The 26,784-nt window shown below is 40.3% G+C and carries 21 protein-coding genes; 18 read left to right on the forward strand and 3 right to left on the reverse strand.

All coding sequences use genetic code 11. The features are described 5' to 3' along the window. The first annotated feature begins 53 nt into the window (after positions 1 to 53). From BHR79_RS09915 to BHR79_RS09955, 10 genes are all read left to right on the forward strand, one after another. Positions 54 to 1,082 (forward strand): phosphate signaling complex PhoU family protein, encoded by a 1,029-nt coding sequence (locus BHR79_RS09915; protein WP_072562159.1) that lies wholly within the window; start codon positions 54 to 56, stop codon positions 1,080 to 1,082. An 82-nt stretch (positions 1,083 to 1,164) separates the two neighbouring features. Then, the gene (locus BHR79_RS09920; protein WP_234970422.1) at positions 1,165 to 1,479 is read left to right on the forward strand and encodes a hypothetical protein; all 315 of its coding nucleotides are present in this window, start codon (positions 1,165 to 1,167) and stop codon (positions 1,477 to 1,479) included. Positions 1,480 to 1,562: 83 nt separating this feature from the next. Next, a complete protein-coding gene (locus BHR79_RS10595) occupies positions 1,563 to 1,742 on the forward strand; it encodes a hypothetical protein (RefSeq protein ID WP_143743556.1) in 180 nt (59 codons plus the stop codon). Positions 1,743 to 1,769: 27 nt separating this feature from the next. After that, on the forward strand, positions 1,770 to 3,779 hold the full coding sequence (locus tag BHR79_RS09925) for a COG1361 family protein (RefSeq protein ID WP_072562161.1): 2,010 nt from the start codon (positions 1,770 to 1,772) through the stop codon (positions 3,777 to 3,779). 275 nt (positions 3,780 to 4,054) lie between these two features. After that, on the forward strand, positions 4,055 to 5,143 hold the full coding sequence (locus BHR79_RS09930) for a substrate-binding domain-containing protein (protein WP_072562162.1): 1,089 nt from the start codon (positions 4,055 to 4,057) through the stop codon (positions 5,141 to 5,143). 79 nt (positions 5,144 to 5,222) lie between these two features. After that, positions 5,223 to 6,176: a phosphate ABC transporter permease subunit PstC gene (gene pstC / locus BHR79_RS09935; protein WP_072562163.1), complete on the forward strand. Its 954-nt coding sequence runs from the start codon at positions 5,223 to 5,225 to the stop codon at positions 6,174 to 6,176. Then, positions 6,173 to 7,135 (forward strand): phosphate ABC transporter permease PstA, encoded by a 963-nt coding sequence (pstA, locus tag BHR79_RS09940; RefSeq protein WP_234970424.1) that lies wholly within the window; start codon positions 6,173 to 6,175, stop codon positions 7,133 to 7,135. The genes pstC and pstA overlap by 4 nt, the downstream gene beginning before the upstream one ends. A gap of 29 nt (positions 7,136 to 7,164) precedes the next feature. Further along, complete coding sequence (locus BHR79_RS09945) at positions 7,165 to 9,165, forward strand: type II/IV secretion system ATPase subunit (RefSeq protein ID WP_072562164.1); 2,001 nt, start codon at positions 7,165 to 7,167, stop codon at positions 9,163 to 9,165. Between the two features lie 2 nt (positions 9,166 to 9,167). Continuing rightward, positions 9,168 to 10,094, forward strand: coding sequence for a type II secretion system F family protein (locus tag BHR79_RS09950; RefSeq protein ID WP_072562165.1), 927 nt, complete (start codon positions 9,168 to 9,170; stop codon positions 10,092 to 10,094). Then, the gene (locus BHR79_RS09955; protein WP_072562166.1) at positions 10,091 to 11,446 is read left to right on the forward strand and encodes a type II secretion system F family protein; all 1,356 of its coding nucleotides are present in this window, start codon (positions 10,091 to 10,093) and stop codon (positions 11,444 to 11,446) included. The genes BHR79_RS09950 and BHR79_RS09955 overlap by 4 nt, the downstream gene beginning before the upstream one ends. Before the next feature lie 37 nt (positions 11,447 to 11,483). Here BHR79_RS09955 and BHR79_RS09960 read toward each other — a convergent pair whose 3' ends face one another. Next, a complete protein-coding gene (locus tag BHR79_RS09960) occupies positions 11,484 to 12,155 on the reverse strand; it encodes an RAD55 family ATPase (RefSeq protein ID WP_072562167.1) in 672 nt (223 codons plus the stop codon). A 122-nt stretch (positions 12,156 to 12,277) separates the two neighbouring features. Here BHR79_RS09960 and BHR79_RS09965 point away from each other — a divergent pair, with 122 nt between their 5' ends. Both BHR79_RS09965 and BHR79_RS09970 read left to right on the forward strand, forming a co-directional pair. Then, entirely contained in the window at positions 12,278 to 13,459 is a 1,182-nt protein-coding gene (locus tag BHR79_RS09965; protein ID WP_072562168.1) for a hypothetical protein, read from the forward strand. Between the two features lie 43 nt (positions 13,460 to 13,502). Then, positions 13,503 to 14,546, forward strand: coding sequence for a phosphate signaling complex PhoU family protein (locus BHR79_RS09970; RefSeq protein WP_072562169.1), 1,044 nt, complete (start codon positions 13,503 to 13,505; stop codon positions 14,544 to 14,546). A 16-nt stretch (positions 14,547 to 14,562) separates the two neighbouring features. Here BHR79_RS09970 and BHR79_RS09975 read toward each other — a convergent pair whose 3' ends face one another. Then, the gene (locus BHR79_RS09975; protein WP_072562170.1) at positions 14,563 to 14,937 is read right to left on the reverse strand and encodes a hypothetical protein; all 375 of its coding nucleotides are present in this window, start codon (positions 14,935 to 14,937) and stop codon (positions 14,563 to 14,565) included. Positions 14,938 to 15,143: 206 nt separating this feature from the next. Between BHR79_RS09975 and BHR79_RS09980 the strand changes: the two genes are divergently transcribed. From BHR79_RS09980 to BHR79_RS09990, 3 genes are all read left to right on the forward strand, one after another. Continuing rightward, the gene (locus BHR79_RS09980) at positions 15,144 to 16,748 is read left to right on the forward strand and encodes a CHAD domain-containing protein (RefSeq protein WP_072562171.1); all 1,605 of its coding nucleotides are present in this window, start codon (positions 15,144 to 15,146) and stop codon (positions 16,746 to 16,748) included. Positions 16,749 to 16,857: 109 nt separating this feature from the next. Then, positions 16,858 to 18,930, forward strand: a complete 2,073-nt coding sequence (gene ppk1, locus BHR79_RS09985; RefSeq protein WP_072562172.1) for a polyphosphate kinase 1 — start codon at positions 16,858 to 16,860, stop codon at positions 18,928 to 18,930. Next, a complete protein-coding gene (locus BHR79_RS09990; RefSeq protein ID WP_072562173.1) occupies positions 18,927 to 19,814 on the forward strand; it encodes a Ppx/GppA phosphatase family protein in 888 nt (295 codons plus the stop codon). Before ppk1 ends, BHR79_RS09990 begins: the two co-directional genes overlap by 4 nt. Here BHR79_RS09990 and pap read toward each other — a convergent pair whose 3' ends face one another. After that, positions 19,815 to 21,314 carry a polyphosphate:AMP phosphotransferase gene (pap, locus tag BHR79_RS09995; RefSeq protein ID WP_072562390.1) on the reverse strand — a complete coding sequence of 500 codons (1,500 nt, stop codon included), beginning with the start codon at positions 21,312 to 21,314 and terminating at the stop codon, positions 19,815 to 19,817. Positions 21,315 to 21,371: 57 nt separating this feature from the next. Between pap and BHR79_RS10000 the strand changes: the two genes are divergently transcribed. The 3 genes from BHR79_RS10000 to BHR79_RS10010 all read left to right on the forward strand — a co-directional run bounded on the left by BHR79_RS10000 (position 21,372) and on the right by BHR79_RS10010 (position 26,764). Further along, positions 21,372 to 21,830 (forward strand): DNA polymerase ligase N-terminal domain-containing protein, encoded by a 459-nt coding sequence (locus tag BHR79_RS10000; protein WP_072562174.1) that lies wholly within the window; start codon positions 21,372 to 21,374, stop codon positions 21,828 to 21,830. 130 nt (positions 21,831 to 21,960) lie between these two features. Further along, complete coding sequence (locus BHR79_RS10005) at positions 21,961 to 23,886, forward strand: hydantoinase/oxoprolinase family protein (protein WP_072562175.1); 1,926 nt, start codon at positions 21,961 to 21,963, stop codon at positions 23,884 to 23,886. A gap of 88 nt (positions 23,887 to 23,974) precedes the next feature. Continuing rightward, on the forward strand, positions 23,975 to 26,764 hold the full coding sequence (locus BHR79_RS10010; RefSeq protein ID WP_072562176.1) for a DEAD/DEAH box helicase: 2,790 nt from the start codon (positions 23,975 to 23,977) through the stop codon (positions 26,762 to 26,764). The last annotated feature ends 20 nt before the right edge of the window (positions 26,765 to 26,784 follow it).

Raw genomic sequence — 26,784 nt, forward strand, 5'->3', positions numbered from 1 at the left:
AATATCTAAATTAGAGAGAATTACTTATACAAAAAGAGATTTCTGCATATTAGATGGAAACCAGGAAAATCCAGGTAACGGGAAAATCAACATATATAATGACACTGCCCAAAAAATGGGCAACAAGGTCCAACCTGTATGCAGGCTCACAGGTAAAGCTTAACCTGCAGGACAATGGAGCCCTCCTAATTACTCCCACCTCAATTAGTGAAGAGAAGGGTAAAAAGACCTTACACCTTAATGGCGATATCCAAAGATTCAAACGAGACCTCATTGCCACATACATATTGGGCAATCACGATATAATGGAAGTAAGGAGCGACCATATTCCTAAAGAAACCTACAATGAAGTGGTTGATTTCTGCCATGATTTTGTGGGTCTTGAAATTATCGATTCAAATGAGACCTGCTTGATAATCCAGGACCTTCTTGACGGTGATGAATTCACCCTCGAGAAGGGGTTGCAAAGAATGTTTGCCATCACATCAACGATGATAGATGACCTGGCATATGCACTAAAGAACAATGACAGGGATACAATAGAATATGTTATGATCCGCAATGCAGATACAGACCGGATGCATATGCTTATTTCAAAACAATTTATAGATCGCCTGCGCCTCAATAAAATTTCTGATTACGACCATCTGAACCTGATACAGGCTTTCTATTATCGGCTTGCCGGGGACCAAATTAGACACATAGCCCAGCATACTAGAAAAATTGCTTCCTATATTATGAGGAACCCTATAGATAAAGAAAAATTGACGATTATTAATAAGTTTTTAATACAATCAAATTCATACCTGAGAAGAAGTTATGAAGCATTCAAATATATTAACAAAGAAGAAGCAAATAATATCTTAAAAGAATATAATGAACAAATTGACACTACAGAATATTGTTATTTGAAAGGTGTGAATACTCAATATATCTTAAAAGAATATAAAGATCAAATTGACACTATAAACCACCTACATGAAGAAGGGGTACCAATAAACATCCCGCTGGACAGTATAAAAAGGATAAATGCTTATGCAGCAAACCTTTCCGAACTTACAATCGATCTATCACAATTATAAATTATTACCCCTCATACTTAGTTTTGCTGTTCTGATTGATTATTTCTTTACCTTCTATTTTGCTCCGGACCTTTCAACCATAATGAAATACGAGTACAGCCCGACGCTGCTTTTTGCGCTGCGCAATGATATCTTCATACCCTACATGATGGCCACATTTACATTTTACTACATCGGAGGATACCTAATTTTGAAAAACCTTGAAGATAGCGAGATCTATTCAATAGGCGTATATATTCTGCTAATGATGAGCCTTACTCATATCCTGGGCGGCCTTTCATGGTATGTACTCAATCCTATTTACTCCAATATGGTATTCACAATGTCCAGAATTTCAATAGTAGTTGCAATTGGAGCATTTATCCACACACTGATAACAAATCCCAATTCAACCTGAATATACACTACTATATATTTCCAAAATAGCCTTTTATTTCATTTGTATAAACATTATATCTGAAAATAGCCACATAAGTAATTATGAGCAAGATGAACGGGTTGTTCGTAGCATCAATGTTGGCAGCATATTCCCTCTTTTCGACCTGTCTATACTCACCGTCTGGTGAAATGGGTTATCTGGATGGTCCACTCCTTGCAGGAGTTGGTATTCTGCTTTTGCTGTACCTGATATATAAAAAGCAATATGGGAATACTATATGATTTCCCGATAAGTGGAGAATCATTTTCATGAAAACGCCACCTACTCACAAAGCCCACCCAGTTGCTACTCTAATACTCTGCTTGCTTTTATTTGTCTTCTTTTCCACAGGCACATGTTTTGCAGATACTGATGACGAGATAGATGAATACATCGAATGGAAAAACGACGGGTCAACCACAATAAAGTGGGGAAAAACAGACACCATAAATGTTGATGATACAGAATATATCATTAAGGTGGTTGATTTTGACACCAAACAAGACCCTACATCTACCTCAATATCCATCGCAAACAAAGCTACCGGAGAGGTAAAAGATTATGCCCTCCTCCTGGACAATGAGGATTATCGTTCATTTGAATGGAATCATGAAATAAAAGTCGAGCTCAAGGATATCAAAGTTGATTCGAAAGAGGTCCCATCTGCTACTTTCAAATATTACAGGGCAGAAAAATATGAACCGCAGATCGAGATTGAGATAGAGGTCAGTTCTGAAACAATAGACGATATAAAGATCTCAGAGGACGAATTTGCCCCGGATGAAGAAAAAACGATATATTTCACCATCAAAAATAGCGGTGATGCCCGGGCTGAAGATTGCGAGATGTGGATAAATACCGGCGGCATGGAGATTACGGATTACCGGGGTGTGGAAGATGATGAAGAAAACATCCATAAAAGATTTGGATGGATGGAGCCGGATGAAGAGGAAAGTTTCAATTTCACGGTAGTTGCAGACAAGTGGGACGAAAAGACACCTCCTGAAGATTTCAATTATAATATCAGTGCATTGGTTACATATAATGGCTTTTTCTACGATGATTACAACACCACAGAGAATATAATCCTCAAATGTTCTGAAGAATATGTAAAGCCTGACCTGAGAGTTGTCCAAAAACTAGGGACACGTTCCCTTAATTATCCGGATAAATGTGATGACCATCGTGGCGAAATTGATACAAGTCCCTGGCATATGGAAATGGGAACAGTTACCGACCTCTGGGATTATGTGATCTTAAAAGGAGGCGTCTACAATCTCGGCAATTATGAAGTAGACAATATAAATGTGGAGTTCCAGAAGATCCCGACTGGATTAATTGCTACAGACAATTCTACTTCTGGAACCCATTCCCGAATTGCTGCTGGTGAAAAGTACATTTTCAGCCACAAACTAATGCCGCTTAAACCGGGAACCTATGATATAGGCAAATTGGTCGTAAGCACAGAGTTTTTCGGAGAAGAACTGGAATGGAATACACCCACTTCAAAGATCATCGTACACGGCCCCTACATCAATCTGGACAAGGCATTGACCTACAATAAGGATGCAAATGAATACACCGTGCAACTCCATGCAGAAAATGTGGGGGACAGACCGGCATGGGCTAATATTTCAGATATTGTACCCCAGAAATATGACTATGTGAATAAGAGCCTTGAAGATAGCATCGAGGGAAGTGACCTACTGAATGAATGGGAAGTTTCGACCTCTGCTACTTCAAACAATTCCACCCTGCTTAATGTCAAAGGTGTATTATTGCCCCCATCGGAATCCAAAAAAATCTCTTACACGATAAAAGCAGCCGAAGAGATCGATGAATTGCCCTATGCAGAACTTGAATTCAGGGCACGGAACAATTACTGGGGCAAGGTGCGTACAAATTTCTATATGGCAGGGGAAGAGATCGAGCAGTGGTGGAATCCTGTCAAAGGTAACTGGGAGAATGACACCGAGGAAGTTATTGTAGAAGAAAAACCGTCTTCAAAGGATGAAGAAGATAATTTTGCAAACAAGAATGATACCCAGGTAATTCCCGAAAAAAATGATAATTATACGGTAAATAAGAACCTGACTTTGCCCAAGGAAGGCGAATCAGGTATTACGGGCAAACTGAACCTTTTTCCAAAGGAAATCTCCTTTTTCGTTGATGACTACGGGATCATGGTTTTTGCCGGAGTGTGCTTTATCGCATTTGGCCTTATATTCAATACGAAATTCTATCTTGGAAAATTGATGAAGAAAAAGAAGAAAAGATAAGTACAGAACATATTCATCCTTTTTGTTTTCTTTTCCCTCTTCTTTTTCAAAATCAAGTTTTAATCTTCATGCTTCCTTTTTTAACCTAAATTACATGTTACAGAATATCTGATATACTATATATTCAAATGCTATGTCTATACTTTTTAGCGTTTATAGATATCCTTTGTACAAATGCTATATACTGACATTTCTTATTGTAGGTCGAGCACCGAACCCCCGTAAGTGCGGTGCATCTGGTGCTCGACCAACTACCATAGGTGGATTAAACAAACATGGAATTAAAGAACATATTCAACAACGAAGAGGCGGTTTCACCAATCGTCGCAACACTCGTACTCGTTGTAGTCGCCATCGCTGGCGCTGCAGCAGTAGGCGGAATTATGGACAACCTTTCCAACGACGTAGGATCTGACACCACAGGTGCTACAGACGACATCGCAACAGCCAACGAACTCCTTCTCAGAGGCAGTACCTCCGTACAGCCAGTCTCAGAACTCCTCGCTGACAAATATATGAGACAGCACCCTAACATGAAGGTAACCGTAATGGGAACCGGATCCGGTGACGGTGTATCTTCCACAGGTCTCGACCTCTGTGACATCGGTGCTGCCTCCAGGCCAGTCAAAGACAGTGAACTCGCAGTCTACCCCGAAATCAGGTCACACCAGATCGGTGCAAGTGCAGTAGCCATTATTTCTAACGTTGATGTTAATGGCACAGGTCTCAATTTCACCGATGTATATGCAGTAGAGAAACTTTATAATTCCACAGATGAGGATGGCAAAGCACACATCGACATTAGCAGTGACGCTCTTAACATAACTGCAGCTGAGATAAATGAAGGAGATGGTACAGGAGCAAATACTATTAACGTCACAGTCTACCAGAGATCTGAACCTAGTGGTACTGAAGAAACCGTATCAAAATACCTTTCAAAATACGGATCAACTGAAAGCAAGGATGCTGAATTCATCAACGATGAATCAAATGCAAAAGGTGCAAAGGGTAATGCAGGCGTACTTGCAGCCGTAGAGGATGACGCAAACGGTATCGGCTTTGTCGACTGGGGATTTGCTCAGCAAGGATTAAATGATGAAGCAGTAGTAGTCAATGGTATAAACTGCCAGCCACTTGCTACTTCAACAGCAGACATATCAGATGCAGATGACGAATTTAAACTTGCTCTTGAAGGCGAAAGTGACTACCCACAAGCCATGACAAGACCACTTAACTACCTCACCCTCGGAAACCCAACTCCTGAACAGCAGGACTTCATCGACTTTGCTCTGGCAAGCTCCGGTGAGACACAGGAATGCTTCACAGAAGCCGGTTTCTGGTCCATGTACACTCTTAATGAGTAATAAATACTGCCCAAATAATGATGATTTGTGCGTCGGCACAAATCTTCTTTTTTAATTAAAAAACGTCTGAGAAAAAAATATGGAATTCAAATCACTCTTCACAACATCATTTTTTGCAGACATTCAAAAAAGCAGAGATGAAACAGATCTTCCACACGTTACATTCCTTTTATGCGGTATTCTAACAGCATTGATTACCATATTTTTCATAGGTTTTATCTTTCAAAATGCATATCCTACCTTTGAAAACCAGGGACTTATCAATTTCCTTACAGGGAACAAATGGAGTTACACAGATGGTGTCTACGGAGTCAGAATATTTCTCCTAGGCACCATCATAATTACATTCCTCACTATGATCATGGCCGTACCTTTAGGCATTTTTACAGCAATTTATCTAGCAGAATATGCTTCTGAAAAAACAGCCAACATGATTCGCCCGTTTGTCGAACTGCTTGTTGGAATTCCTTCTGTTGTATATGGAATATTCGGTTTCCTGATTCTTTCAAATTTATTTAGAGAATATATTGAACCTGCTATCAGTAATAATCTGGGATTTATATCTATATTTTATGATACATCACCTACAAGTGGGACAAGTATCCTGCTTGCCTCAACGATCCTTACGATAATGATACTGCCAACTATCGTATCAATTTCAGAATATGCCATGCGCAGTGTGCCTAAAGAATATAGCCAGGGTTCATTTGCAATGGGGACGACTCACTGGGAAACAATACGAAATATAGTATTACCAACTGCTTCCGGAGGTATTTACTCATCCATTATACTCGGCATGATGAGAGCAATGGGAGAAACCATGGCAGTTGTGATGGTAGTTGGCATACTCACCAAAGTCCCCAATTCCATTTTCAGTGGCGGATATCCCATGACATCTAAAATACTCAATGACATAGGTTATCATGTGGCGATACCCGAGCATAAAAGTGCCCTATGTGCTGTTGCAGCAGTCCTCTTTGCATTAGAGATATTGTTTGTAGCCATAGCAAGGAAAATGGGAGGGAACAAATGAACGAGGAAAAGAGAGTACATATCGGACTTATCCCTTACCTGAATGGTAAGAAGAAAAGACTACGCATGAACAGACGTGGACTAAAGGATTACTTCTTTGCTGGTATCTCATATCTGGCAATTACAATCACGTTGCTGTGTTTGATAGGGATACTGTCCAAGATTGCAATGGCAGGCATACCTTATATAACACCTGAGTTTCTGCTTACTTCTGAAGCCGGTTTTGATGGGTTTGGAGGTGCTATCGGAAATGCTATTATAGGCAGTATATATCTCTCCTTGGGATCCACATTACTCGCAACCCCTCTTGCAGTAGGTACGGCAATATACCTACAAAGATACGCAAAAGACGGTTACCTTGTCAAAATCTTCAGATTTTTCATCGACGTGCTTTCTGGCACACCTTCAATAGTGCTTGGATTGTTTGCATTCTTATTTTTGGTATTTTACATGCGAACCGTGACAGGAGGATTTTCCATGCTCTCTGGCATTATTGCTCTTGCAATCCTTGTACTGCCTGTTATAGAAAGAGCTACTGAAGAAGCCATCATGAACGTGCCAGGAGAAATTGAAGATGCAAGTTATGCATTAGGGGCCACAAAGTGGCAAACTATAAGAGACATCACTATTCCCTACGCTATGGCCGGTATATTAACAGGAGTTGTGCTCAGTGTTGGGAGAGCAGCTGAAGAATCAGCCGTAGTAATCTTGAGTGCAGGATACTCACAATTTTATCCAGAATACAAAGTTGCTTCAGATAGCAGACTTTTGTTTGATTTAAAACTATATCCGTTTCAGGATTCCATAGCCGCCTTGCCAATCACAGTGTACCACGGTTTTGAATTCCCCCATATGGTAGACCCGGGTGAAAGTTTTGCAGCAGCATTTGTACTGATTGCTATAGTCATGATAATCAATCTGATAGCCAGACTCATTGTCTGGAAAAGGAAGATGGGATGAAAGAAAAGTGATGTACGGAGGTTTCAATCGTGGGCATATTGGATAAAATCAAAAAGAAATCCGAAGAAGCAGATTTTGAGGATGGACCTGAAAATGAATTTATTCCTACCGAAGAGGACACTACCACAAACAATTCCCAAAACGAAAAATCCCCATCTCCTGAAGAAAAGACCAGTACATCCAATGAAGATGAGGAATCAAAGGAAAGCCCGATAACAGAAGAAGAAACCGAAGTACAACAAAATTCTGGGGAAAAAGGAATCTCCACAAAAATTACATCCCTCATATCACGCTCTGGTGGAAAGGAAGAAAAGGAAAGTAAAACTGGGAAAGGAAAAAAACATAAAAACAATTCTAAATTTAGCCTGAATTCCTTTCTTGAAAGATACCTCAACCCTTCCTGTGAAGACATGGAAGAAATCGAATTTGATGTCGGTCCGATTTCAGAACCCGAAATGGGAGTGCATGTAAAGGAAGTTAATGTGACCTATGTTGTAGAGGAGCCTTTCCAGTATGCTCATGTGGAATACAACGGCGAGGAAATAGAATATCAATGCATTGAACCCCCCCTAAGTGCGGGAGAATTACGTAATCTTGAGATTATAGAAAGTGCCTTTGAAAAATTGACAAGTACCGATATCCTTGTAGTAGATCCAAAAGACCGCAAGAATGCTCTTAGAGAACGATTCCGGTTCATTATTGATATTTATCAGTTCAATATGACAGATTATCAGAATGAAAAAATGTTCTATTACCTACTTAAAAAATATACTGGTTTTGGCAAAATAGATCTTCTTATGAATGACCCTTATATTGAAGATATTACATGCAACGGTCCCGACATGAATGTGTACATAAATCATCGTATGTATGGTTCCATAAAATCAAACGTCATTTTTGAAGAACTGGAATTGAATAATTTTGTTATGAAAATGGCTCAGTCCTCAGGCAGGCACATATCGGTTCTTCAGCCAATAAGAGACGCAACACTTACAGACGGCAGTCGTGTCAATCTGACCCTGGGAAAAGAAGTTACAAAAAAAGGCTCGACCTTTACAATCAGGCGTTTCAAAAGCAATCCGGTATCCGTAGTTGACCTCATAAACTATGGAACCTTCACCTGTGAAGTCTTTGCCTACCTCTGGATTGTTGTAGAATACAAACGTGCCATCCTCGCCGCAGGAGGTACAGCTTCAGGTAAAACGACCACACTTAACGCCCTGGGTTCATTTATAAGACCCGAGTACAAGATTGTCTCCATTGAAGATACGGCAGAGATGAATCTAATGCACCCAAACTGGACCCAATCTGTTACAAGAGCGGGATTCGGTAGCGGATCTGATGGAAAATCCGCCGGGGATATCGAGCTTTATGACCTGCTCAAGGCAGCCCTGAGACAGCGTCCTGAATACATAGTTGTAGGTGAGGTTCGTGGAGCTGAAGCAGGTACTCTTTTTCAGGCAATTTCTGTGGGTCACCCTTGCATGGGCACCATCCATGCAGGTTCAATGAAAGAACTTGTGTCGAGGGTTGAATCCGAACCCATGAATGTTCCCAGGAACCTTTTTTCAAGTACTGATGTAATTATTTTCAATTCAATGATCAAAGTAGGAGAACATTTCATCCGCCGTGCAGTCCGTATTGTAGAACTTGTAGAAGTTGATCCAGACCGGGGAGACCTGATTACCAATCCCGTGTTCAAATGGAACGCACATGATGACACTTTTGTATTCAGTGGAAGCAGTGCCATGTTTGAGGACATCACTGAGGAATTTGGCATGGATGAAGAATACCTAATGAATGAAATGAAAGACCGGACCAGGCAACTTGAATGGATGCGTGAGAACAACATAAAGGAATATGAAGATGTGGTTCGTGAAATCAGGCGTTATGCCCGGGACAAAGATGCCATAATGGAAGAGATAGACCATGACAAACATGGAACTGAAGATAATATTTCAGAAGAAATTGACGAAATGACACTTCAAGAAATTGAAAACATAGACAATATGGCAGAATCCATCACATAAACATGCCATACGATAACTATTGTGATCCAGAGTCACCAGAAGAAGAAAAATCAAAGTCTTCTTTAGTAGACCGCTACTTAGAGAAATACAAGATATTCTGCTATAACATTGGTAGATATATTGATAATGACCCACGGGAAGAAATTGCAAAATTGCTCTATCAGGCAGACATGGAAATGACACCGGGAATGTTCGTGTCAATGGCAATTGTCACTGCGTTGATAACCTCTATAGTAGTAGGGATCGCATCCATAATATTCTTCAAAGATTCCCCATACTTTATACTGTACGTACTATTACTGAGTGCATTTGCCCTAATGGTTGTACTTGTGGGTTTCCCATCTATGCTTTATAATAAGATATCCACAAAAAACATGAATATAGACCAAGAACTGCCATATGCACTTGGTTATATGTCCATCCTTGCAAGCGCCGGTTCAACTCCCTTAGATGTAATCAGACGTATTTCCATCGAAGATTACGGAAGTATATCCGCAGAGTTCATGAAAGTAATCTACCGCGTGGACCTCCTTGGAGAAGATGGCGTATCTTCAATGAGTTATCTTATAAGCAACACTTCCTCCGAAACTTTCAGAACGATCTGCATTGATATCAACAATACAATGCAATCTGGTGGCGGACTGAAGACCTATCTTGAGATGAAATCAGATGAACTCATGGCCATGAGAAGACAGGCACAGGAGGAATTTGTGGATTCACTCTCAGTATATGGTGAAGCATATATGAGTGGAGCTGTTTTAGGTGTTGTTTTAGTGGTCTTGGGAATTGTCGTTTCAGGATCCCTTGGATTGCAACTATTCATCCCACCTCATGACCTATTTACCTTATTTGTCTATGGGATACTTCCCTTCATTAATATCCTTATTCTTATACTTTTATGGATGAAATATTCAAGGAGTGTCATATGAATCTTGAAAAGTACAAGCTTCAGGTTAGAAGATACTGGCAAATGATTATATTCCGTTATGATATAAGACGAGAATATTTCACCATTGGAATTCCCGTATTATTGGCTTTTTTACTTTTAGCAAGTGCTTTATTTGCAGGTCATGCTCTCCCCATGGGAGGTTCCGACAGTTCTAGTGGCTCGTTAGCAGATTTACCTGTAGAAGAAAGAGAAAAACTTGCCAAGGAATTGGCTGCCAAAATAGAGGAAGCCGAGGCTGCCGGTGAAAATGCAGATATCGACATGAAGACTTTGTTGGAGGAAAAGACGACTCCGAAAAAAAAAGATCTTGATCATATAATTATCTACGCTTTACTTATAGCTATCATACCTTTTGCTATCGATACATTCATACAAAAAAAGAAATTAAGACAGCAGGAAATTGCTTTCAGTGAATTCCTTTTCAAAATGGCCGAATTGATGAGAGGAGGAATCGATCCCGTGAAAGCGGTTATCGATCTTTCCAAGAGCGATTTGGGCGCTATAGATAAACCTATTAAAAATGCAGCAACCAAACTGGTACTTGGACATCCTTTTGAATATGCAATGGAAGGTGTTGCCGAAGAACTGAAAAGTAAACTTGTGAGCAAATACAACAATGTTATAGTACAGGCTGCATACACCGGAGGTAATGTTGCAGATCTAATGCAACGCACGTCTGAGGACATGAGAGCAGTTATTGGTATAGAGAGAGAAAAGGAAGGCAACCTCAAACAATATGTCGTAATATTTTATCTTGCACAGGGTGTAATAGTACTTCTGATATATCTTCTTTCCACAAGTCTACTTCCAATGATTCAGGGTGCAGGTTCCGAAGCCCTTGGTAGTGATGCAATTACGAATATAGATTTCCAGCTGGGATTTTTCCATCTTATAATGATCAATGCAACGTTTGGCGGACTTATAATCGGACAAATCTCAGAAGGAGATATAAAACATGGTTTTAAGCACACTGCAGTTCTTGTAGTTGTTAGCTATCTGGCATGCACAAGTTTGATACTGCCAGCAGGTCCTGCTGATTCTTACTCCATAGAACTAGTATCAGGAGGAAACCAAAAATTGCCAGGACCTGGTATGCCTGTAACTGACCCCCTCGTGTTCAGTGTCAAAGACCAACAGGGCAATCCTGCAGAAAATATTACTGTAGAATTCAGTATAAGTCCTCCCAGTGGACATATAGCGGTCAATAAAACTACCAATTCCAATGGAACGGTATCTGTTGCTCCAACGCTTGGAAAGTCAGATGGTTGGTACACAATAGAAGCCAAGGCTGGAATATCAAAAGCTACCGCTTCAGTAAAAGCCGGATATTGACAAAATGTTTGAATGAAGGAATCAAAAAAGGGGAAGATTAACCAACTCTTTCCCTTACATCAAGCAAAATGCCTTCCCCTGTTACTTTGAAAGGAACGATTTTATCCATTGGAAGTAGACCCTTCATTTTGGGAATAAGCATGTATCGATTTACTTTATTCCCAGTCTTATCCACCTTGAACTGGATAATCCCATCCACAAGAGAACGTATTGTAGTTTCCACCCTTTCTTCGAGAACACCTACATCAGTAGTAATTATGAAAATAGCATTTTCATTTTTCCGGATCTCCAAAATCTGTTCAAATGAGCTTAGCCATCTGTCAAAACTTTCATCCATAAACAAATAAGAATAGGTATCAATAACGAAGACGTCAAAACTGTACATGTCTTCAACGGATTCATCTAAATTTTGGTTTTTCAGGAATTTCTTTGCTTTTTCTGCATTTAATATTTCCATAAGAGTCAACTGTGCTTTGGAATTACCAATTAATTTCATACTTTCCGGGATTTCCATCTTAAAAAGATTCATCTCATTGACTACTTCATCTTCTGAACGAGTACTGGAAATATAAAGTACTTTTTTTCCTTCCTTTGCCATATTGTATGCTGTTCGCTGTACAAACACACCTTTTATAGATCCTATCTCTTCTTCAATAAGAATAATAGAGGATGAAGGAAGTTCTTTAATACCGATTCCTGCTAAAACCATTGTTATTCCCCCAGTATTCTAGAAAGAGATTTAAAGATTTTGGCGTAGAACTATAATACATCCATACGTATATATATAATATATTGAAAAGGTATATATTTCATCCATGAGACGTAATAGACATGCCGGATATAAAGGCCAACCAATTTATAAATGACAAAAAAGCAGTTTCCGTAATAATGGGCACATTACTTCTGATGCTTGTAACCATCGTAGCTGCATCAGGCGTGGCCATGATCATATCTTCAGCACAAAAGGATATGGCTGAAAGGCAAACTTATCAGTCCACATTAGATAATGAACACCTAGAAATCATGGACATAAATCCTGAAGGGAACTCTACTCACTGGAATATGATAAATTTGACTGTTCTTAATATGGATATTAAAGATTCAAAGATTGCTGCAATTGCAATTAATGATAATTATGCGAAAAATTACAAAATACTTAATGAAGATGGTTACATAAAACATAATGCTGAATATTCTCAATATCCTATAATATATAATTCTACGAATATGCTGGAGATTCCGGCAAAGAAAAACAAAAAAATAATCATTGGTTTTGAAGATATTGTAGTGAACACATCTGAAAAACTCACAACATACAAATGGAATAACCTTTCCCTGAACTATACCCTAGTGCTTCAGAATCATCCATATCTTGCAGGATACCCATACGATTGTGAATATGAATTATATAATACTACAAATAACACAAATATAAAAGAGGCTGGAAACTACTCGCTCAATCAGGATGGCACACTTACCTTCTTTGGAAGAAATTATACAAATTCAACGTTCAACGACTCTGCCCATTATAATAATTCTACATATATCGGACCCATATATAATAATTCAGAATATCGCATCTATTACTCCTCTACTTTCCAGACGTTCCAGAATAATTATTTCCCTGAAACAAAAGACGTATTGAAATTAAAGATCATGTCAATGTATACAAACTTTTTCAGGAAAAATTACATCCCTCCAACTCCTTTTGCAAAAATATATTTTGAGACGGAAAGTAAAGTAAACCAATCAACAGGGAATCATTATTTCCAAGATTACATTGTAATGGATGCTTCTGAATCCTATGACGAAGATGGTACGATTGTACGTTACAACTGGGCAATGTGGTATGAAAATGGTACTACAATATATGATTACAATTTGACTGGCAAAAAAGTACGTCCCATGAACATCGACCCTTATGGGAACTACACTATCGATCTCGAAGTAATCGATGATGACAAAATGACAGGTAAACTCAGCCAGCATTCCGGAAATATTACCCTCCCCTGAAATAATTATTGTTCAATTTTTATGAAAATTAAAGGAAAATATCATGTCAGAAAGAAGAAAAGTACAACTCACGGGCGGCTCTACCTTTATAGTATCCCTCCCCATAAACTGGGTGAGAGGAGCCGGTCTTGAAGCTGGAGATAGCGTAATCCTTGCACCACAGAATAATAGCTCTCTCCTGATATCCTCTGATACACTCAACAAGAATCAAAGATACGAGACCAAAATTGAAATTAATCGTCTTGTCCCGAAAAAAGGAAAAATGTATAATCAGCCTCCTATAGCCGAGCCGGAAGACATTTTCAGGATACTTATTTCCCATTACCTTGCAGGCTATGATATAATCAAAATGGAGTCAAAAGAAGGATTCAGTGCAGCTGATCGTAAATTCATAAAAGATGCATCCCGCAAACGGCTTGTAGGTCTTGAAGTGGTGGAGGAGAGTCATCATGAACTTGTGCTGCAAAGCCTGCTCAACTATAGAGACCTTTCCCTCCACAGAGCTCTGCAAAATATGTCCGGCCTATTAACATCAATGTTAAGCGACATAATGGATGCAATTGAGAAAAATGATAAAGAAGTTGCCCAGGATATAATCCTCAGGGACAATGAGATCGACAGGTTTTACCTTTTGACTGTAAGACAGCTGAAAGCAGCCATTGAAGACCGCAACCTTTCAGAAAAGATCGGTATCGAAAGACCCAGGGAGTGTCTGGGCTATCGGATTGTTACTAAAAGCATGGAAAGAATCGGAGACCATGCGGTCAGGATTGCAAAGAACCTGATTGAAATGGAAAATGAAGTGGAACCTGATGATCCCATATTCAAGATGGCAGAAGATGTCCAGACCATTTTCAAGCAGTCCATGGCCCTGCTTACAAATCTCGATCCCATGGAAGCAAACATGGTCATAAAGAATGCAAAGAAAATTTCCCGGGAAGGTACTGCATTGTACAAGAACAAGCAGGTAGACACCAACTCACACCAATTTGGCTTCATTGTGGAAAGCCTGCAAAGGATTGCTGAATACAGTGGCGATATCGCAGAAATTTCCATTAATATGAGTACAAAAGACTTGAAAACATAATTTACTTTTTTAGGAATTAGACGATTAAACTGGTTTGGGTCAGCATAACCATCAAGTTATTTACTACAAGTACAATACCCAAAAAAGCAATCGCAAATTTGGATGTATTCCACAGAAATGAACTCCAGGATAAGCCGGATTGCCTGATGAGTTTGTAGTTCAAATAAACCACCACAATAAATAGAAGTTTCAAAAGCAAAAAGGCCCCCAGGCCAAATTCCGCCAGTAAGAATGCTATAAACCCGTTTTGCTCGACCCCAAAATTCAAGGCTCCAATGGTGGTTAGGAAATCCCCGAAGACATAGAATAGGATAATGTATTTGATGTCAGAAAGGAAAACAAACAAATCCTTTCCTGGATACTCAAAGGTGGATGAGTCGAGGAATTCCATAGATGAAAGTTTGTATGTACATCGGTATTAACTTGATGTACACATGTTAAGTAACAATGTTCATGAAATTCACATCAAAAATCATAAAAACGAATAAGCACACAGATTTCGACATACATTAAGGCCATGAAGTCCAGATATTCATCTGAAAATAGTTCTGTTTACGATGGAAAGGATTTAAAATTATTAAATATATATAGGGCATCATGGGCTCGGGCAAATCTTTGATTATTGGTCTTTTTGCAGTAATAGCAGGCGCAACACTGGGAATAGGGGGCGCTATGGCCCTTATGCTTATGGAATTGAACCGTTATTCACCGCCAGGGGAAATATTGGTGACCATTGGCGCATTTGCAACGGGGCTCGCACTCATACTGCTGGGATTGAATCTTTTAATAAAACAGGAAATCGGTTATACCCTGCTAAGTGCCATCTTATATGCAATCATTATAGGCGGGTTTATTTACCTCTATCCTGAAAAATGGATATATCCGAACGTGTCCTATATCGCACTGGGATACCTAGCCACTACACTCTTTCTTATAACAAGGATATTCAAAGAAATGCTTATTCATCTTTTAGGGACAAAGCAACATAAATTAAAAAATAACTCTAAAAATAATTCATTTTTTATTGCCCTGGCCCAACTTATAATGATGGAACTTACAGGTAATCAAGAGCAAGAAGACCAAAGCAAGATTGGGGGAGAATACATTATGAATCAGGATTACGAAGAACTACAAGTTGCAGAGGAGCTGAAAGAAAAGCAAATCGAAATCGCTCCTGAAGAAGAAAAAGACGATAACACAAAATCAAAAAATAAGAATGAGATCCAAACCGATGACACAATGGCCGAAGCCGCCCGGAAGATCTTCCAGAAACATTTCAAGAAAATGCAAAAGCATGAAATGGGAACAAAAGTCGGCAGGGATATAGAAGAGCTACATGACATGCGTGTGGCTGCCATGCGTATCAAAGCCGGTTTCGAAGTTCTCAATCCCTACCTTGACATGAAAGAACTTGGCGGATATCTCAAAGGAATAAAACGCACCCGAAAAGCACTCGGCAATGTAAGGGACATGGACGTATTCCTTGAGCGTATTGACCACTATTGCGATGAGTTGCCAGAAGAACGTAAAGGAGAACTCGATTTCCTGAAAGATAACATCGAGATAGAAAGGGCCAAAGAAAGAGGGAATATGCTGGAATACCTGGATGGTAAAAGGTACAACAGGTTCAAGAAAAAATTTGAGGATGCCTTGGGGAAAAATAAGTACTGGAAAATGGAAGATGAAAACAGTAAAGGCACTCCCCGCCCTACCAGTGTAAGAGAAGTATTTCCCACACTTGTTTATGGCCAATATGCAAACGTCCTTGCCTATGAAGACAAAGTAGGTCCTGACCCCCATGAAGCACCTCTGGAAGTACTGCACAGATTACGTATAGATGTGAAAATCCTGCGTTATACCTTTGAATTCTTCCAGGAAGTCCTGGGAGACGAAGCCAAACAGACAATAAAGCGGCTGAAAAGTCTTCAGGATAATTTGGGAGATATGCATGATGCAGCCGTTGCTATCGAGCTTCTGAACGGATTCAAGGAAAGTGGACACTGGGGGGACAAAAGTACCTCCTATGGAGAAGGGGAAAACAATTCTGTTGATGGCCATATTGATGCATTCATCCATTACAAAGAAGAAGAAATAAAAAAACTGCGGGATGAATTCCCTGCTGAATGGGAAAGTATTACCGGACCGGAATTTGGGAAGATGTTTGCAGAATCCATTGCAGGCATGTATTCAAAAAATATCTGATTAATATTTTTGGTAGTAATATATAGAATACATACAAAATTGATATATATTCTCTGATCACTAAAATGCCACAAATAGATACATCCAGAATTGTATACAATGGGATACCATGAAAAGAGAATCTGTTAAATATATCAACCGGGAAATTAGCTGGCTATCCTTCAACGAAAGAGTATTGCAAGAGGCTGCCGATACCCGTGTACCCCTGATGGAAAGATTGAAGTTCCTGGGCATCTTTTCATCAAACCTTGACGAATTTTTCAGTGTACGCGTGGGAACAATCAGAAGAATGATTGATGCCGACATTAAAGAAAAAGTGATGTTTGGGGGATCGCCAAAAGAAGTGTTGCAAAAAATACAGAGTACAGTTCTGACTTTGCAAAATGATTTTGATGATGTATTTAAGGAAATTAGTAAAGAACTCGAGAAAAATAAAATATACATACTTGATGAAAAAAACCTCAAGGATTACCATAAAGAGTACATTTCAGAATATTTTAAACAAAAGATTCATTCTTCGCTTGTTCCCTTAATGTTGGATGAAAACAAAAAGTTCCCCTACCTAAAAAATCATGTAATATATCTTGCAATCCACATGTACAGGAAAGCTGATTCTGCAGATTATAAATATGCCCTAATAGAGATTCCTGCCGATATTTTATCCAGATATATCAGCCTGCCTTCAAAAGATGACAAGAAATATGTTATAATCTTGGATGATATCATAAGATTTGGCTTAAAAGATATTTTTGCAATATTTAACTATGACAGAATCGACGCTTATACAATAAAACTTACAAGGGATGCTGAGCTCGATTTTGAGGAAGATGTAACAAAAAGTTTCTTTGAAAAAGTGATGAAGAGTCTGGAAGAAAGAAAACGTGGACTACCTGTAAGATTTGTATATGACAGGGAAATTCCCGAACACTTGCTTAACTTTATCCTCAGGAAAAGCAAAATGAATAATTTTGAAAACCTGATTCCCGGAAGTCGCTACCATAACGCCAGAGATTTTATGGATTTTCCGCGCATGGGAATGAAAGAACTTGAATACCAGAATTCGCCTCCATTGACACACCCCTCGATCGAGGCACATACAAGTATCTTAAAAGCAATTAAAAGAAAAGATATTCTTCTCCACTACCCATACCAATCTTTTGATTATATGATAGACCTGCTCAGGGAAGCAGCTATTGACCCGATGGTCACCTCGATTAAAATTACCCTGTACAGGGTTGCAAAGAACTCAAAAGTTATCAATGCCCTGACAAATGCCATCAAAAATGGCAAAAAAGTAACAGTAGTAATGGAATTACAGGCCAGATTTGATGAAAAAGCCAATATTTACTGGACACAAATGCTGGAAGATGCCGGGGCCATCTTAATTGACGGTGTCCCGGGGTTGAAGGTACATGCCAAACTCTGCCAGATAGAACGCAAAGAAGAGGATGGATCTGTTTTTTATAGTGCCGTAGCAACCGGTAATTTCAATGAATCAACTGCGGGAGTATACAGTGACCACTGCCTTTTTACCTTTAACAGTCAAATCAATGAAGAAATTAGTAATTTATTTGAATTTTTTGAACATAACTACAAAGTTTATGATTATCAGCATTTGCTTGTAGCTCCCCACCAGCTTAGAAAGAAATATTTGAACCTGATTCGAAGGGAAACAGAAAATGCATCCCAGGGAAAGGAGGCGTTCATCTGTGCAAAAATGAATAGCCTTGTGGACAAGGAAATGATAGATGCGCTTTATGAAGCAAACAATGCAGGCGTTAAGATCGATCTGATAATCAGGGGCATCTGCTCCCTTGTGCCCGGCGTTGAAGGACAGAGCGAAAACATCAATGCCATTAGTATTGTAGATAAATATCTTGAACATTCAAGGATTTTTGTATTTTGCAATGAGGGGGATACTAAATACTACATCTCATCTGCTGACTGGATGGTACGCAATCTTGACAAAAGAGTAGAAGTTGCCACCCCCATATATGATCCGGATATACAGAAAGAACTCTGGGACTTTATGAAAATACAGTTCAACGACAGGAAAAAAGCAAGGATTATCAATGAGAAACAGGATAATCCCTACCTGATAAGTGTTGACGATAAAGAAGTCAGATGCCAGGACGAAATATATGATTATCTGGCCAGAAAGACCAGGCAGGCTAATAAATGAAATTTGCTGCTATTGATGTAGGGTCCAATGCTATCAGACTCCTGTTTTCACGGGTAGAGGATGAAACCGGCCAGCCTTATTTTGAAAGGGTTTCCTTGCTCAGGATACCGCTGAGGCTGGGTGATGATGCATTCATCAACAAGAAAATATCCGAAGAAAAAGCAGACAAACTTGTAGAATTAATGCAGGCTTTCAGACACCTAATAAATGTCTACCAGCCTATAGAATACATGGCTTATGCAACATCGGCAATGCGAGAGTCTAAAAATCACAAAAAAATAGTAAACCGGATCAAAAAAGAATGTGATATCGACCTGCAGGTCATTGAAGGAAAAAAGGAAGCAAAAGTAATTTATTCCAATCACATAGAAAAAATACTGGACAGGAATGGGTCATATCTATACATCGATGTAGGAGGAGGAAGTACCGAAATTACTTTTTTCAAGGGAAAACATGCGGTCAAATCCCGCTCTTTTAACATTGGAACAATCCGGATAAAAGAAGGGTTGGTGCCAAAGAGGAATTGGAAAAGGATGAAAAAATGGATCAAAGATACTCTTGAAGATGAAGAAAATGTTTGCGCAATCGGTACTGGAGGAAATATAAACAAATTATTCAAACATGCCGGAAAAAAAGAAGGAAAACCCCTGAAATATAAAAAACTCAAACGAACGTCAAACTACCTGGGCAAGTTCACTGTTGAAGAACGCATAATCAAATTCAATATGAAACCGGATCGTGCTGATGTAATCGTACCGGCTTCAAAGGTGTACCTATCAGCTATGAAGTGGGGAAATATCAATAAAATCTATGTCCCAAAGATTGGTCTTGCCGATGGTATGGTTCATGTAATGTACAAAAAACATAAAGAAAATTTTGTCTGATTAATTTTTGAGTTTTTCTTCAATTGCTTCCGTGACGGTTTTCAGGGCCTTTATACGGGCATATTTTTTATCGTTAGCTTCCACAATTGTCCATGGGGCATAAGTAGTGCTTGTTTTTTCAAGCATCTCATCTACAGCTTCACGGTATGCATCCCAATTTTCGCGGTTTCGCCAATCCTCTTGAGTGATTTTCCATTGTTTGTGAGGAATTTCACTTCTTTTCTGGAACCTTTCAAACTGGGTATCCTGATCTATTTGTAACCAGAACTTAACGACTACAGCATTCCAGTCGGTAAGCATCGCTTCAAACTCATTAATCTCCCGATAAGCACGTTTCCACTCGTTTTCCGTGCATATCTGTTCTACCCGTTCTACCATGACCCTGCCATACCAGCTACGATCAAAAATAGCAATTCTACCGGCGGGCGGGATTTCCTTTAAGAATCTCCAGAGATAATGACGCGAGATTTCATAATCATTGGGAGCGCCAATGGGAATAACCGAATAGAGACGTGGATTGAGCCGGTGAGCTAGCCTTCGGATATTACCCCCTTTACCTGATGCATCCCAGCCTTCATAAATAATAATTACAGGAATCTGGCGCTTCAGCAATTCATATTGCAAATGCCTCAAACGTTCCTGATAGTCTTTTTTTTTCTTTTTGTATTCTTTTTTATCAATAGTTTTTTCCATATCAGTGCGTGCCAGTATGGAAGTTTTAAGGGATGGCATTCCCGGTAAATCCTCTTTAGGAAAGAGATCCACAGTAGTTTCAGTCACGGATTTATAGTCTACCTCTTTGAGTTTATCTTCCATTGCATTTATAAAAGCCGTCATGATCTTGACAGTGGCAAAATTCCTGTTATTTGCTTCTACGATTGTCCAGGGAGCCCTGAAAGAATCCGTGTTTTCCAGAATTTTTTCTACGGTGTAAAGATAGGTTTCATATTCATTTGCATAATCCACCTCATCTTCCCCCACGATAAAAAGATCCCCATTATTCTTTTCCAGTTCTTTAAACCGTTGTTGCTGTTTTTCCTTGCTTATGTGCAGAAAGAACTTGATTATAAGATAACCATCGTCTGCAAGCTGCCTCTCAAAACTCCTGATTCCCTGCAGGCATCTGCCAAGTCCTTTTCCATTGTTTTTTTCAATGTGTTCTATAATTGCTCGCCTGTACCAGCTGCGATCGAAGATGGCCACCTGTCCGCGGGCAGGAACTTTGGTCCAGAAGCGCCACAAAAGAGGTCGGAGTTTTTCCTCATCTGTGGGACTGGTAGCTGTATGGAAACGGAAACCCCTGGGGTCCATGGGAAGAATGAAGCGGTTTATTATATCACTCATACCCGAAGCATGCCAGCCCTCAAAGACAACAATTATAGGAACCTGCATTTTCCAGCTTTTGCGCTGTAATTCCCCCATTTTGATCTCAAGTTTATCGACTAAATCTTTGTACTCCTTATCATCTATTTTTTTTGAGAGATCAACTTTTTCCAGCATTGAAAGCCCCATATAATTGCAATATCCTATTATAGCTCTTTACTCATATTTTTATTTATGCTAGAAGAATACAGGAAAAAAAGGGATTTCGACAAGACATCTGAACCTGAAGCCAAAGAAACTTCCAGATCCGAGGAGCCTATTTTTGTAATACAGAAACATGACGCCAGCAATCTGCATTACGATCTCAGGCTAGAGATTGATGGTGTACTGAAAAGCTGGGCAGTTCCCAAACAACCTCCAAAAAAAGCCGGAATCAAGAGACTTGCCATACAGACAGAAGACCACCCAATGGAATATGCCGATTTTGAGGGAGAAATACCTGAAGGACAATACGGAGCCGGCAAAGTTGAAATATGGGACAAGGGGAACTACGAAGCAATAAAGATTGAAGACAAGGAAATCATCGTCACACTAAAAGGAAAACAATTGACTGGTGACTATGTTCTTGTTAAGACAAAGTACGGCAAGAACAATAAGGGCTGGTTATTTTTCAAAAAGAAAGTAGAAAACTGAATCCAGGCATCCCATACAAATAATCATAAAAATACACTCATTTCGAATATAAAAAAAGCACCGACCCCCGGAAGTCAAATGTAAAAGCATTTATACCTAACGGAAAATCTCCTTTTGGAGTGAAAGAAAAATGCAATACAGTCTGGGAATTGATGCTGGCGGAACGTACACGGATGCAGTTCTTATCCGTAACCGGGATGGGAAAGTCGTAGACAGGGCGAAATCCCTTACTACCTATCCGGACCTCATTATGGGCATACATAATGTCCTGGGATTGCTGAACAGGGAATATATGGAAAACATAAACCTGGTGTCCGTATCCACAACACTTTCCACAAATACCCTCCTGGAAAAAACCGGTGCATCAGCTTCACTTATCCTTATTGGTGATCATCCCCTGGAAAGAGAACTTGCTGCAGAGAATTATGTATTCATAGCAGGTGGACATGACCAAAACGGTGAAGAGTCGACACCCCTGGACATGAAAAAAGTGGAAGAATATATCAAAGAAGTGCAAGACAATGTTTCGGTATTCGCAGTTTCTGCCTATTTTGGGACCCGTAATCCGGAACATGAACTTAAAGTAAAGGATAAAATCCTTGAACTTACCGGCAAACCTGTTGTATGCGGCCATGAGCTTTCCCAGGAACTTGGAGCCTATGAACGAGCTGTCACTGCCCTTCTCAATGCCCAGCTTATTCCTGTTACTACAAAATTCATCCGGTCAGTCATCCATGAAACCGAAAAACTCGGAATACAGGAAAAAATGCTGATGTTGCGTTGTGATGGATCTGTGGTCAACATAGAAGATGCACTGAATCGACCCATCGAAACTATTTTTTCAGGACCTGCAGCAAGTCTGGTGGGTGCTTCTTACCTGGCAGACCTGAACACCTGTGCCGTCATGGACGTTGGAGGCACAAGCACCGATGTTTCTGCTATCTACAAAGGATTACCGGAATTAAAAGCAGAGGGAGCAACAGTTGGGGGCTGGAAGACAAGGGTCAAAGCAATCGATATGGAAACTTCTGCTATGGGGGGAGACAGTCATATATGGGTTACTAAAAAGAGAATAAATATCGGACCCAGAAGAGTAATACCCCTCTGTGTAGCTGCTACACATTACCCACCCCTTATGGAGATTCTTAACGAACAGGCACCCACATTCCGTGTAATGGAAAATGAAAATTTCCAGCCAACCCGCTTTTTTATGAAAAGTAAACCGGACCACCAGTATATTAGCCCACAAGAGAAGGAAATCCTGGACTTACTGAATGAACAGCCAGTTTCCATACAAACTATTTCTCATCAACTAAATGGGATGCCTTCTGCAAATGTACTGGATTCCCTGATACAGAAAAGACTTGTTCAGGCAATAGGATTCACTCCGACAGATGCCCTGCATGTACTGGGAGATTATACGGAGTGGAATGTGGAAGCTTCTGAAAAAGGGGCTGAGATGCTTTCAAAGCTTCTCAGGGTGAATAAGGTAGAGTTTTGTCAAAATATCAAGGAAATGTTTGCAACAAATATGTCAAGAGAACTGGTTCACTTCCTGCTACCAGATGTTGATGAAAAAGTAATCAGGGACATACTTAACGGCAAATATCCGGCACGATTGAACCTGGATATTCCCGTAGTCCTGGTTGGGGGACCGGTTAAGGCTTACGTGGATGAAATACAAAAAATATTGATTGCAGACATAAAGGTACCTGAAAGTTTCGAAGTTGGTAATGCGGTAGGAGCACTTATGGGAAAAGGTATCAAACGTGTGGAAATTATGATCAGGCCACATTCCCTGCAAAGACCTGAAGAGGATTTTCTTGTATTTGCACCCGGGCAAAGAAAGCAGTTCAAGAAATATGTGGACGCCCTGGATTTTGCAAGAAAGACCGCAGAGGATATTGTTAAGGGATACATGAACAAATGCCGTATAGATTCTAACAGGGTGAAAATCACATTTGAAAAGAAAACCGTGATCCCCGACGGTTGGCATCACCCCCCAATGGAAACACGCCTGATAGTAATGGGAGTGGGGACCCCAAACATCGGATAAACATAAGAATAAACAACCTCTATACCACCCCAACCAGCTTGCTGTCAGGATATACATATTTATTCAGGGCAGGGAAGAGGACCAAATAATGGGTATCGAGAAAATACTTTCCAAAATAACATCATCCAGAGGCTACGAAGATCAAATCGTACACAGTGAATTCATAAAGAGTAGACAGGGAAAGTATGATAATGTTGATATAAAGCCATTGCTCAGGTTTGCCCTGCATGAAAGAGGAATTAAAAGACTATATTCCCATCAGACAGAAGCCATTGAAAATATCAGAAGTGGTAAAGACATCGTACTGGCAACCAGTACGGCCAGCGGGAAATCCCTGGCATATACAATACCTGTTTTTGAAGAAATAATGGACCATCCTGACTCCACTGTCCTTTATATATCGCCCTTAAATGCCCTTGCCAATGATCAGCATTCAAATTTTGTGAAATTGAGAGATGTGCTTGGAGAAAGTATTGACATTGCCCGTTTTGTGGGTTCATCCTCAAAAGAAGAGAGATGGCAAGCAAAAGCCGATGCAAATATAATTTTTACCAATCCCGAAATGCTGCATATGAGTGTACTGGGCTGGAAACAGCAGTGGTACAGAGTGTTATCCAACCTGAAATACATAATCCTCGATGAAAGTCATTATTACACCGGAGTCACCGGAAGCAACATGGCAAATCTTTTGCGCCGGCTGCAGAGAATATGCGACCACTACGGGTCCAATCCCCAATACATATGCTGCAGCGCCACCATTGGGAACCCCGGCAAACATGCGTCCAGCCTGACTGGAAAAAACGTGGAGGTCATTGACAGGGATGGTTCGGGCAGCGGGGCACAGAATTTTGTATTCTGGAACCCACCGGCATACTATAACAAAAAGGGTTATTTCCTGCGCAAAAGCAGCTTTGCAGATTCAAACCGGTTGTTTACCACATTAATACAGGAAGGTTTGCAAACTATTCTTTTTACCCGTTCCCGCCAGAAAATGGAGAGAATGTACCTCCAATCAAAAAAGGAACTGCAAAACAGGGGTTTGAAAGAAAGGATCGCCCCTTATCGCGGTGGATATAGTCCAGAAGACAGGGTTCTCATAGAAAAACAATTGCAGAATGGTACCCTTAAAGGCGTCCTTTCAACAAACGCCCTGGAACTCGGGATTGATATCGGAGGGCTTGATGGTTGCATCCTCGATGGATTTCCCGGCACTATAATGAGTACACGACAGCAGGCCGGAAGAGCAGGCAGAGGAGACAACGAAAGCATGGTGGTACTTGTGGCCGGCCAGGATGCCCTGGACCAGTATTACATGCGCAATCCCGAGAAGTTTTTTGCAAAATCCTGCGAGGATGCTGTCATCAATCCTGAAAATACCTACATCCAAACAGGACATATCCTGTGTGCAGCAAAAGAATTACCCCTTCAACAAGAGGACGAGAAGTATTTCGGCAGCGGAATATGGGATGTCGTTGACGTCCTGAGGGAAGAAAAGTTGCTTGCAGAAAAGGAAAAGGGTACAATATGCCTTGATAATCATCCTCATGGACAGGTGAACATAAGGGGAGCCGGAAGAAACGGCTATTCCCTTATAGATATCACAGGTGGCAAGAGGAAAATTATCGAAAAAGACCTGGAACGTTCAATGGCTTTCAGGGAAGCATTTGAAGGAGCCATCTACATCCATATGGGAAATCCCTATGTTGTGCAAAAAATGAACCACAGCAAAAAAGAGATCCTTGTTGAGAAGGGTAAAGCTGATTATTATACCAAACCAATGGTTGCCTCCGAGATATTCCTGAGGGAAAAATACGAGGAAAAGAAACCCGGAAAACTGGACGATATTACCGTCGGTTTGGGAAGGGTCGAAGTTGTTGAACAGGTGACAGGTTTCCGCAGAATACAGCACGGATCGGATGAAGAGATGGGCAGGAAAGAGATAGAAATGCCCCCTTCATCCCTTGAAACCGAAAGTTTGTGGATAGACCTGTCTGCAGGCTATGAAGATCTGGTGAATAAACAAAAGCGGGATTTTGCCGGTGGGCTGCATGCAATTGAACATGCAATGATAGCAATGTATCCGATACACCTGCTTGCAGATCGCAACGATGTCGGAGGAGTATCCACGCCATCACATGGAGACCTGGGAGGAAGAAGCGGGATATTCATCTATGATGGTCATGAAGGAGGTGTTGGTTTTGCAGAGAACGGTTTTGACAAAATTGAAGAAATGCTTGATGTTACCCTAAAAGCGATCAAGGGATGTCCCTGTGATGAGGGATGTCCTGCATGTATCCAGTCCCCAAAGTGTGGCAATAATAATGAACCACTGGATAAACATGCGGCTATAATGATAATGCATGAAATACTTGGATTGGAGAAATACATCCCGCCTGCAAAGAAGGAAAGAAAAACCGTCCCGACATCACAGGGCAAACCTTCGGCAAATGATACAAGCAACACAGATGCATTAAACCGTGCCCGAAGTAAATTGCGGAATAAGAAAAAAGCAAGTGTGGAAGAACTGATAATACAGGGACAGGAATGCAGGACAGACCACAAAAAGGCCTATGAATTGTTCAGTAAGGCACTGGAAATGGAACCATCCAATAAAAATGCCCTTTTCAATAAGGGAGTGGCATGCATACAGCTGGGCAAGTATTCCCAGGCAAACAGGTGTTTTGATAGCCTTGTGCAACAAGGCATGAACAAACCTATAATCTGGGAAATGAAGGGGCGAGCTTTTCATGGAATGCGCAATTACGGGATGGCCATACAGATGTACAAACAGGCGCTTGGATTGCATCCGGAAAATAAAGATGATGTAAACCGGATTCAAGGATTGCTGGGAAAAGCGCGCAAGAGCATAAATGGCTGATAGTGATGGAGATAGCAAAC

Source organism: Methanohalophilus halophilus (genome assembly GCF_001889405.1).
In the GTDB taxonomy this organism is placed as follows: domain Archaea; phylum Halobacteriota; class Methanosarcinia; order Methanosarcinales; family Methanosarcinaceae; genus Methanohalophilus; species Methanohalophilus halophilus.

Excerpts from the sequence above, each read along its gene's own strand:
- BHR79_RS09915 (WP_072562159.1), top strand. The coding sequence starts at position 54 with ATGGAAACCAGGAAAATCCAGGTAACGGGAAAATCAACATATATAATG.
- BHR79_RS09920 (WP_234970422.1), top strand. The coding sequence starts at position 1,165 with ATGAAATACGAGTACAGCCCGACGCTGCTTTTTGCGCTGCGCAATGAT.
- BHR79_RS10595 (WP_143743556.1), top strand. The coding sequence starts at position 1,563 with ATGAGCAAGATGAACGGGTTGTTCGTAGCATCAATGTTGGCAGCATAT.
- BHR79_RS09925 (WP_072562161.1), top strand. The coding sequence starts at position 1,770 with ATGAAAACGCCACCTACTCACAAAGCCCACCCAGTTGCTACTCTAATA.
- BHR79_RS09930 (WP_072562162.1), top strand. The coding sequence starts at position 4,055 with ATGGAATTAAAGAACATATTCAACAACGAAGAGGCGGTTTCACCAATC.
- pstC (WP_072562163.1), top strand. The coding sequence starts at position 5,223 with ATGGAATTCAAATCACTCTTCACAACATCATTTTTTGCAGACATTCAA.
- pstA (WP_234970424.1), top strand. The coding sequence starts at position 6,173 with ATGAACGAGGAAAAGAGAGTACATATCGGACTTATCCCTTACCTGAAT.
- BHR79_RS09950 (WP_072562165.1), top strand. The coding sequence starts at position 9,168 with ATGCCATACGATAACTATTGTGATCCAGAGTCACCAGAAGAAGAAAAA.
- BHR79_RS09955 (WP_072562166.1), top strand. The coding sequence starts at position 10,091 with ATGAATCTTGAAAAGTACAAGCTTCAGGTTAGAAGATACTGGCAAATG.
- BHR79_RS09960 (WP_072562167.1), bottom strand. The coding sequence starts at position 12,155 with ATGGTTTTAGCAGGAATCGGTATTAAAGAACTTCCTTCATCCTCTATT.
- BHR79_RS09965 (WP_072562168.1), top strand. The coding sequence starts at position 12,278 with ATGCCGGATATAAAGGCCAACCAATTTATAAATGACAAAAAAGCAGTT.
- BHR79_RS09970 (WP_072562169.1), top strand. The coding sequence starts at position 13,503 with ATGTCAGAAAGAAGAAAAGTACAACTCACGGGCGGCTCTACCTTTATA.
- BHR79_RS09975 (WP_072562170.1), bottom strand. The coding sequence starts at position 14,937 with ATGGAATTCCTCGACTCATCCACCTTTGAGTATCCAGGAAAGGATTTG.
- BHR79_RS09980 (WP_072562171.1), top strand. The coding sequence starts at position 15,144 with ATGGGCTCGGGCAAATCTTTGATTATTGGTCTTTTTGCAGTAATAGCA.
- ppk1 (WP_072562172.1), top strand. The coding sequence starts at position 16,858 with ATGAAAAGAGAATCTGTTAAATATATCAACCGGGAAATTAGCTGGCTA.
- BHR79_RS09990 (WP_072562173.1), top strand. The coding sequence starts at position 18,927 with ATGAAATTTGCTGCTATTGATGTAGGGTCCAATGCTATCAGACTCCTG.
- pap (WP_072562390.1), bottom strand. The coding sequence starts at position 21,314 with ATGCTGGAAAAAGTTGATCTCTCAAAAAAAATAGATGATAAGGAGTAC.
- BHR79_RS10000 (WP_072562174.1), top strand. The coding sequence starts at position 21,372 with ATGCTAGAAGAATACAGGAAAAAAAGGGATTTCGACAAGACATCTGAA.
- BHR79_RS10005 (WP_072562175.1), top strand. The coding sequence starts at position 21,961 with ATGCAATACAGTCTGGGAATTGATGCTGGCGGAACGTACACGGATGCA.
- BHR79_RS10010 (WP_072562176.1), top strand. The coding sequence starts at position 23,975 with ATGGGTATCGAGAAAATACTTTCCAAAATAACATCATCCAGAGGCTAC.